We start from the raw sequence: 6666 nt of genomic DNA on the forward strand, positions 1-6666 counted from the left end.
TCACAATCATAGCCGCACATGACCTATAACGTCCGCCTGGCGATTGCCCGGTCGACGCTACGGAACCTTTCCCGTACACTAGGCGTCCAAGTTTCAAGCAACAAAGTTTTGGGGCCGATTAGGATTCGACGCCGGTAGCAAAACTCGAGGGGCATGCCGAGTTGGTAACAGAACTCGTAAATAAACTGTTGCAAACCTCCATAATTGCCAATGATGACAATTACGGTGCTCAACTAGCTGCGTAAGCAGCCTAGTCGCACTTCTGGTAGCTTCGGCTCCAGCAATCATTAGGGGATGTCTGTAAACCCGAAATGATTGTCATATAGAACAGAATCGCCGCGTAGTACGTTGTGGACGAAGTGGCTAAAAATTACACAACTCGCCCAAAGCACCCTGCCCGTCGGGCGGCCAAGGGTTAACTCAGTAGACACGGCTAAGCATGTAGAACCAACAGCGGAGAACTGGCGGACGGGGGTTCAAATCCCCCCGGCTCCACCAAATACACATCTAAGGGCGTCCACGGACGTCCTTTTTTGTGCCTGAAATCCAGCACATACGGGGCTTTCAGCTCTATCAGCATCCGCTGAGCATCCACACCTTTTGGCATTCAAAATGGTATTCCAAGCACTCAGGCGCTAATTTTTTGGAATACCGATGGGCGCAAAGCTACCACCCTCTCTGAACTCAAGATCAAAGCCTCATCTTGACCGGGCGCTCCAATATCCGAAACGCATTCACATCCGGTCTTTCGCAATTCCCTGGAACGCTTTGCCCTCCTCGATGTGGCGCAGATCAACAAGAACTGCGCCAGATTCGCAATCAAAAATGGCGCAGTTCTTAAAACTGCGCCAATGTTGAAGAACTCCGTCGACTGCACGAAGGTGTTCTCGCGCGCTACGGGCTCCGACCATCGGAGTTCATGTCCTGGAAATCGCACCATGGGTACTGATGCGCTCAAGGACTGCCTAACGGGCCCAGCCAGTAACGCTGCACAAGGTATCGTTTGGATTCGATCTCGACGAAAGGCTACGCAACCTTCAACGTGAGTTTCTTGGCACGATACCCACCTGCATACCGAACGGATTAAACACGCTATTCAAGGTCTGTACAGTTGGGTTGCTTTCGTCGTGCTCTAGCTGCCGCAAAGCTCGCAGGGACAGCTTACACATCTGCGCGAACCGCGCCTGTTGCAACCCCGTCACGTCCTTGCGTAATCGCCGCACGGCCTCGCCGATGGTGATTTCGCCGGAAGCCAGCTGGTCCTGTAGCTCGGTGAGAATTCGATTTCGTTCGAGAATATCCATTAGATGAGCCCCCAGCTTTTGAGCCGCTGCGGCAAATCTCGCAACGCGATGCGCGGATGATTCATTGTCGCCGCGGGCAACCCATCAGCACTCAGCAGGTCTGGCAAAGCCAGGAAAGCTTGCGCTGCGGCCCTGAGCCGCTGAAATAGCTCATCAGCCTCGACCCACTCAGCCGCTTCATTGCAGGCCGCTTGCCAGTCGACCTGCCCGGCCAGCTCAATCTGCTTTGGCCATTTTGTTGTACGCGTTACACCTTCATCATCCATGACCATAGGGGCCAGATCATAGATTGGGGCTAGGCTCACGCCTTGCTCAGCCCGAAGGATTGAGGTGTTTCGACCATGGTTGTCTGAGTTGCCAAGAATCTGATTCAGTAAATCACGCCGAATGTACTCGAATACCAAATCACCCACCTGTTCGGCCTGTCCAACGTTTTGCCATAACGCAACCAAGTTTCGCAGCACATCCGGATGCGACATATAGCTGCCTGCTTCGACTACGCCCGACAGTGAATACATCGACTCAACAGCGACACGATTAACCCCAGCAGGACCAACCTCACGATCAAAGCGATGCATCCACAGGCTGGGCTTCTTTCCTTCCTCCAACGCCAGCCCTTCGGCCGCAATGGTATCGAGCCCCAACTGCCTAACCGCTCGATAGAAGCAGTACTCGCTGCGGAGAATGTCCTGATCGGTCTGGCTGGCTTTGTTGCGGGCGAACTTCACAAACCAGTGCTGCACAGCATCTGCATCGGGCAATACCGCGTCAGGATGCAAGGCGCCATGACGGTCTTCAGTTAACAATAGCTTTGGCGCCTCACCGCCTGCTCCAGTAGCGCCACCAATGGCAGCGCCCTGCTCGTAGGCGTACTCAAGAAAGCGTGAGTCGCGGCTGACCACTTCGTCCCGCGTAAAACCCAACACAGGACTGCCTGCGATTGCGCCTGCCGACTCCTTGATGCGCAAATTTCCAATAGGCGCAGGCGTACAGCGCCCCAACAGAAACAAATCCAGGCTCATGCCCCCCGGTCGCTCACCACTCAAACGCTTCAGCAAAAAGCGTCTAGCCGCACCGGCAGGCAAGATATCGAAGAGAAAGGCCGGAGCCTGTTTACTCCGCCAAGCGTCCCAACCCAGAGGTAACGTGGCACTGACCGCGCCATTCAGACGCGTGCTAATCGAGTCGAGGGAGCCCACTAGATAGCCCTGCGCGTACCCATACGTACAAGGACCATCCAACCCTAGGTCAGGCTGCTCGAAACCAATCCCCATGGCGTCCTGCCATTCGCCACCCGCATAGAGTTGTAGAGTGAGCTTGTGCATAGCGATCACCGGTAATTTAATGCCTAAACCCTAGCCAAATCGCAAATAAAAGGCAATTAACTGCCGATAAATGCTCTGCAATAATCAAAAAAGGCACTTTAATACCCATATAGATCCGGTATTCAGCAGGCACTTGCCTAGACACCGCGCGGGTTCAACTTCCCGTGAAGGATTTGAACCCGCAATTTGGATTCGCTACGTGCGTCTTGACGAAAGGCTCAAGGTTTCTGTGCTCGGAGCCGTGACTGTAGGAATTCCAACAAATCACTGGCGACAGACAACTGGTCTGAAACCGTTGATTTGAGCAGGAGAAAGAGGCTTAGGATTCACCCCCGAATCCACAAAATTAGCGTTATAAATCATGCGCTTAGCTAACAGCTACAGTGCCTTTTTTGGGTCTTTTTGGCCGGCTTATGCCGCCGTCATGTCAACCTCCCGCCAGCCAGCCACGATTCTGGCTATCGCCTCAACACCAGACAAAACGTTTTCCGTCGCTATTTTGGTTTGCGATCGGGCACCAGAGCCCCCTGCTTACCCAGGGCATCCCACGCTTGACGGGGGCACATATGGGGGCATAAAACGCGCATCAGCTCGCTCGGAGAGGATGTGCCCCCAATGCCGCGGCTGATCGCCGTGGCGCTGGCGTGCTGGAGGCGGAACCGGACTGCCAAGCCTGCCCGGTAAATGGCAAAGCCCCGCGCGGGCAGCGAAAGCATGCTCACGCTGGCTGCCAGCCATTTATTTCTTGATCAAACCCTGTCCGTTACCACGCAAACCGGGGCTGCTTCGATGATCGCGCAGATCTCACCCCAGGTTTGAACTGTCTGGAATTTCCGGAGAGTTGCCTGCCGCTGCAGCGTCCCTGAGTCACCCGACCTCAGACACAGGCACGGCAACCTGAACTACCGCCGAACCTGCTTACCCAGCTCCGTCAGGTAATAACACTGCAGGCGACTGTTGGGTTTATCCGGCCGGGTCATGGCAATCAGCCCTGCATCCAGCGCCGGACGCAGATAGCGCTCGCGGAAAGATTTGCGGTCGGCCAAGCCCAGGGCAGTTTGCAGCGCCTCACGGCTGACCTCGCCAACCACATGCCTGAGCAGCTCAGCGACTTGGGGGGTGACTTGAGGTGCGACTTGGGGGGTGATGCTCAGAATCGCATCGCGCAGCATGGTCAACATAAACACAATAAACGGCGCGCTATCGGCTTGTTGGGTGCTGTCATTTATAGCGGCGTAATACTCGGCTTGGTGCGCGTGCACCAGACTTTCCGCCGGCACATGCGCGAACAGTGGCTGCCAACGGCTCAGAATCAAGGTTTGCCACAGCCGCCCCATACGCCCATTGCCATCGGCAAAGGGGTGGATAAATTCGAACTCGTAGTGAAAGACGCAACTGGCAATCAGAGGGGGCTGATCGGTTATTTCCAGCCAATGCAGCAGGTCGCGCATTAGCTGGCTGACGCGACTGGCCGGCGGGGCCATGTGCAGCACCTGATCACCCTTCATCACGCCAACACCGCCTTGACGGTAATGCCCGGCATCGTCGATCAGGCCTTTCATCAGCAGTGCATGAGCATCGAGCAGATGCTGTTCACTCGCGGGCTGCCAGGCCTGCAACTGCTCGTAAACTGCCAGCGCATTACGCGCCTCCTGCACGTCCTTGGGCGGCGCGATGATGTGCTTGCCGTTTGCTGCAGCTAACAGATACCTCGCTATCGCGCCTGGGAGTCGACTGGTTCCGCTAAACGCCCGACAGCAAACCCATCCGTAAATAATGAGCCCTGATTGCCCTCGTCAACCGGGTCTATCGGCCGGAGAAGATACTGCTCGTCACCCAGAATGACCTCCCGCGCTGCACGGGATACGCAACGCCAAGCCCACGGCACGCCTTGCTGGCGAACGAGCCGGGGGCGTTCTGGAACGTGCAGCCCAATAGCGACCGTGACTGGCGCCGCCTTAGGCCGCCACAGCTTGTCGCGACATTACCCCGGCGACTGTTGCCGATCATTACCCGACTGATCACCCCGTATGCGCCCTGCACAAAAAGTGAGCACGTGCAGCCGAGCACGCGGGCCCGCTTTTGGCAGGCGGCAACCTCATCGGCAACTGCACGCTCAAATATCAGAATCTAGATATTTGCATTTCTAGATATGGTGTTTAGAATGGCACCCCATCGATCACCTCGCATCAGTCGGTTTTACACACAAGTCCCCGAACGGGGAGCCGCCTTCGAGTTGGGGTGATCTCGCCTTATCGCATCTATAATTCGCTATATATGGATTTACTAATGACACATAAATCGCTCTTCACTACCACCCAGCTTGGCCCTTACCCGCTGCGCAATCGCATCGTATTGCCGCCCCTTACCCGCTCGCGGAGTTCTCAGCCGGGCAACATCCCCAACGACCTGATGGCCACCTACTATCGCCAGCGCGCAGGTGCCGGCTTTATGGTCACCGAAGGCACCCAGATCGAACCACGCGGCCAGGGCTATGCCTGGACACCGGGTATTTATAGCCCCGCGCAAATCGAAGGCTGGAAGAAAGTCACCACGGCGGTGCATGACGAAGGCGGCATCATTTTCGCGCAACTGTGGCATGTGGGCCGGGTATCCCACACCTCGCTGCAGCCGCACGGCGGTGACCCGGTGGGGCCATCTGCACTGCCTGCGCGCAGCGTCAAAGTCTTCATCGAAACCGCACCGGGCGCGGGCGCTCTAGCAGACCCATCCACCCCCAGGGCTTTATCCAACGCGGAAATCAAAGAGCTGGTGCAGCTCTATGCGCAAGCGGCACGTAACGCGCTAGAGGCGGGCTTCGATGGGGTCGAGTTGCACTGCGCCAATGGTTATCTGGTCAACCAGTTCATCTCGGCGCACACCAATGTGCGCACGGATGAATATGGCGGCTCCCTGCCGAATCGCTTGCGATTCCTGGCTGAGGTGACTCAAGCGGTTGCCGATGTGGTGGGCGCCGATCGACTGGGTGTGCGTTTTGCGCCCTTGTTCGTCAGCACTGACGAAGAGCGCGTGTACCTTGGCTTGGTCGAGGAGAACCCTCACGAGACCTACATCGAAGCTATAAAGGTGCTTGAGGACATTGGCATCGCTTACCTGTCGCTGGCAGAAGCAGATTGGGACGATGCACCGGAGTTGCCAGACTCGTTCCGCAACGCGGTTCGAGAAACCTTCAGTGGCCGCATCCTCTATGCCGGGAAGTACACCCCGCAACGGGCGGATGCGGCGATCACTGCTGGCTGGGCTGACCTGATTGCATTCGGCCGCCCCTTTATTGCCAACCCTGATCTGCCGGCGCGAATTGCCAATGACTGGCCGCTGAACCCGCTCGATGCGGCCAGTGTGTACGGCGGCACCGAGCACGGTTATATCGATTACCCCGCCTACCAGAACTAGGTGACGCCGCTGCGTGCTCTCGACGAGAGGGCGCGCAGCGTGCCGAGGCGCAATCTGGTAAAGTCGCAAAAACCTACTCTATATGCCGTGCACATGAGCATCGACGTTATTGAAGCGCTAAAGGCGTTGGATAATCCAACCCGGCTAGCCATCCTCACCCTCCTGAAGAACCCGAGACAAAACTTCCCTGAACAGGAAGCCGATCCCGAGCAATTTGGCGTGTGCGTGAGCATCATTCAGGAAAGAGTCGGGCTCTCCCAGTCGACTGTATCCAACTACCTGGCCGCCCTTCAGCGCGCGCAGCTGGTCAGCTCCCAGCGCATTGGCCCCTGGACGTACTACAAGCGCAGCGAGAGCAGTATCGCGCAGCTACTCAAGGCGCTCGAAGTAGCTATCTGACCAGTAATGAGTGAACTCTGCGTATAGAAAGCCCGTGTTGCGGCTTTAAACCGTTGACCTGTTTTCTCGCATAACTAAAAAGCCCCGCAAAGCGGCAATGCTGTTCACTTAAGCGGCCATCTCTGGGCGCCTGTCGTAGCCATGCACCCACCCGTAGCCCGGATGCAATCCGGGAGCGATTATCAAGCGCCAGACTTCCCCCGGATTTCATCCGGGCTACAAAA

At 56.6% G+C, this 6666-nt stretch carries 5 protein-coding genes and 1 other RNA gene; 3 read left to right on the forward strand and 3 right to left on the reverse strand.

The window, feature by feature from the left end:
* Nucleotides 1-110: 110 nt before the first annotated feature.
* Nucleotides 111-498, forward strand: a transfer-messenger RNA (tmRNA) gene (gene ssrA / locus Q8K09_RS16040).
* 539 nt (nt 499-1037) lie between these two features.
* On the opposite strand, the gene Q8K09_RS16045 is transcribed toward ssrA, so the two are convergent.
* From Q8K09_RS16045 to Q8K09_RS16055, 3 genes are all read right to left on the reverse strand, one after another.
* The gene (locus Q8K09_RS16045) at nt 1038-1304 is read right to left on the reverse strand and encodes a helix-turn-helix transcriptional regulator (RefSeq protein WP_305255985.1); all 267 of its coding nucleotides are present in this window, start codon (nt 1302-1304) and stop codon (nt 1038-1040) included.
* Nucleotides 1304-2629, reverse strand: coding sequence for a type II toxin-antitoxin system HipA family toxin (locus Q8K09_RS16050; RefSeq protein ID WP_305255986.1), 1326 nt, complete (start codon nt 2627-2629; stop codon nt 1304-1306). Before Q8K09_RS16050 ends, Q8K09_RS16045 begins: the two co-directional genes overlap by 1 nt.
* Before the next feature lie 902 nt (nt 2630-3531).
* A complete protein-coding gene (locus Q8K09_RS16055; RefSeq protein WP_305255987.1) occupies nt 3532-4287 on the reverse strand; it encodes a Fic family protein in 756 nt (251 codons plus the stop codon).
* Nucleotides 4288-4918: 631 nt separating this feature from the next.
* On the opposite strand from Q8K09_RS16055, the gene Q8K09_RS16060 reads away from it, so the two are divergent.
* Together Q8K09_RS16060 and Q8K09_RS16065 are read left to right on the forward strand one after the other, a co-directional pair.
* On the forward strand, nt 4919-6043 hold the full coding sequence (locus Q8K09_RS16060) for an alkene reductase (protein ID WP_305255988.1): 1125 nt from the start codon (nt 4919-4921) through the stop codon (nt 6041-6043).
* A gap of 93 nt (nt 6044-6136) precedes the next feature.
* The gene (locus Q8K09_RS16065) at nt 6137-6442 is read left to right on the forward strand and encodes a helix-turn-helix transcriptional regulator (protein WP_305255989.1); all 306 of its coding nucleotides are present in this window, start codon (nt 6137-6139) and stop codon (nt 6440-6442) included.
* The last annotated feature ends 224 nt before the right edge of the window (nt 6443-6666 follow it).

The organism is Pseudomonas sp., assembly GCF_030683065.1.
Taxonomy (GTDB): domain Bacteria; phylum Pseudomonadota; class Gammaproteobacteria; order Pseudomonadales; family Pseudomonadaceae; genus Aquipseudomonas.

Excerpts from the sequence above, each read along its gene's own strand:
- Q8K09_RS16060 (WP_305255988.1), top strand. The coding sequence starts at position 4,919 with ATGACACATAAATCGCTCTTCACTACCACCCAGCTTGGCCCTTACCCG.
- Q8K09_RS16050 (WP_305255986.1), bottom strand. The coding sequence starts at position 2,629 with ATGCACAAGCTCACTCTACAACTCTATGCGGGTGGCGAATGGCAGGAC.
- Q8K09_RS16045 (WP_305255985.1), bottom strand. The coding sequence starts at position 1,304 with ATGGATATTCTCGAACGAAATCGAATTCTCACCGAGCTACAGGACCAG.
- Q8K09_RS16065 (WP_305255989.1), top strand. The coding sequence starts at position 6,137 with ATGAGCATCGACGTTATTGAAGCGCTAAAGGCGTTGGATAATCCAACC.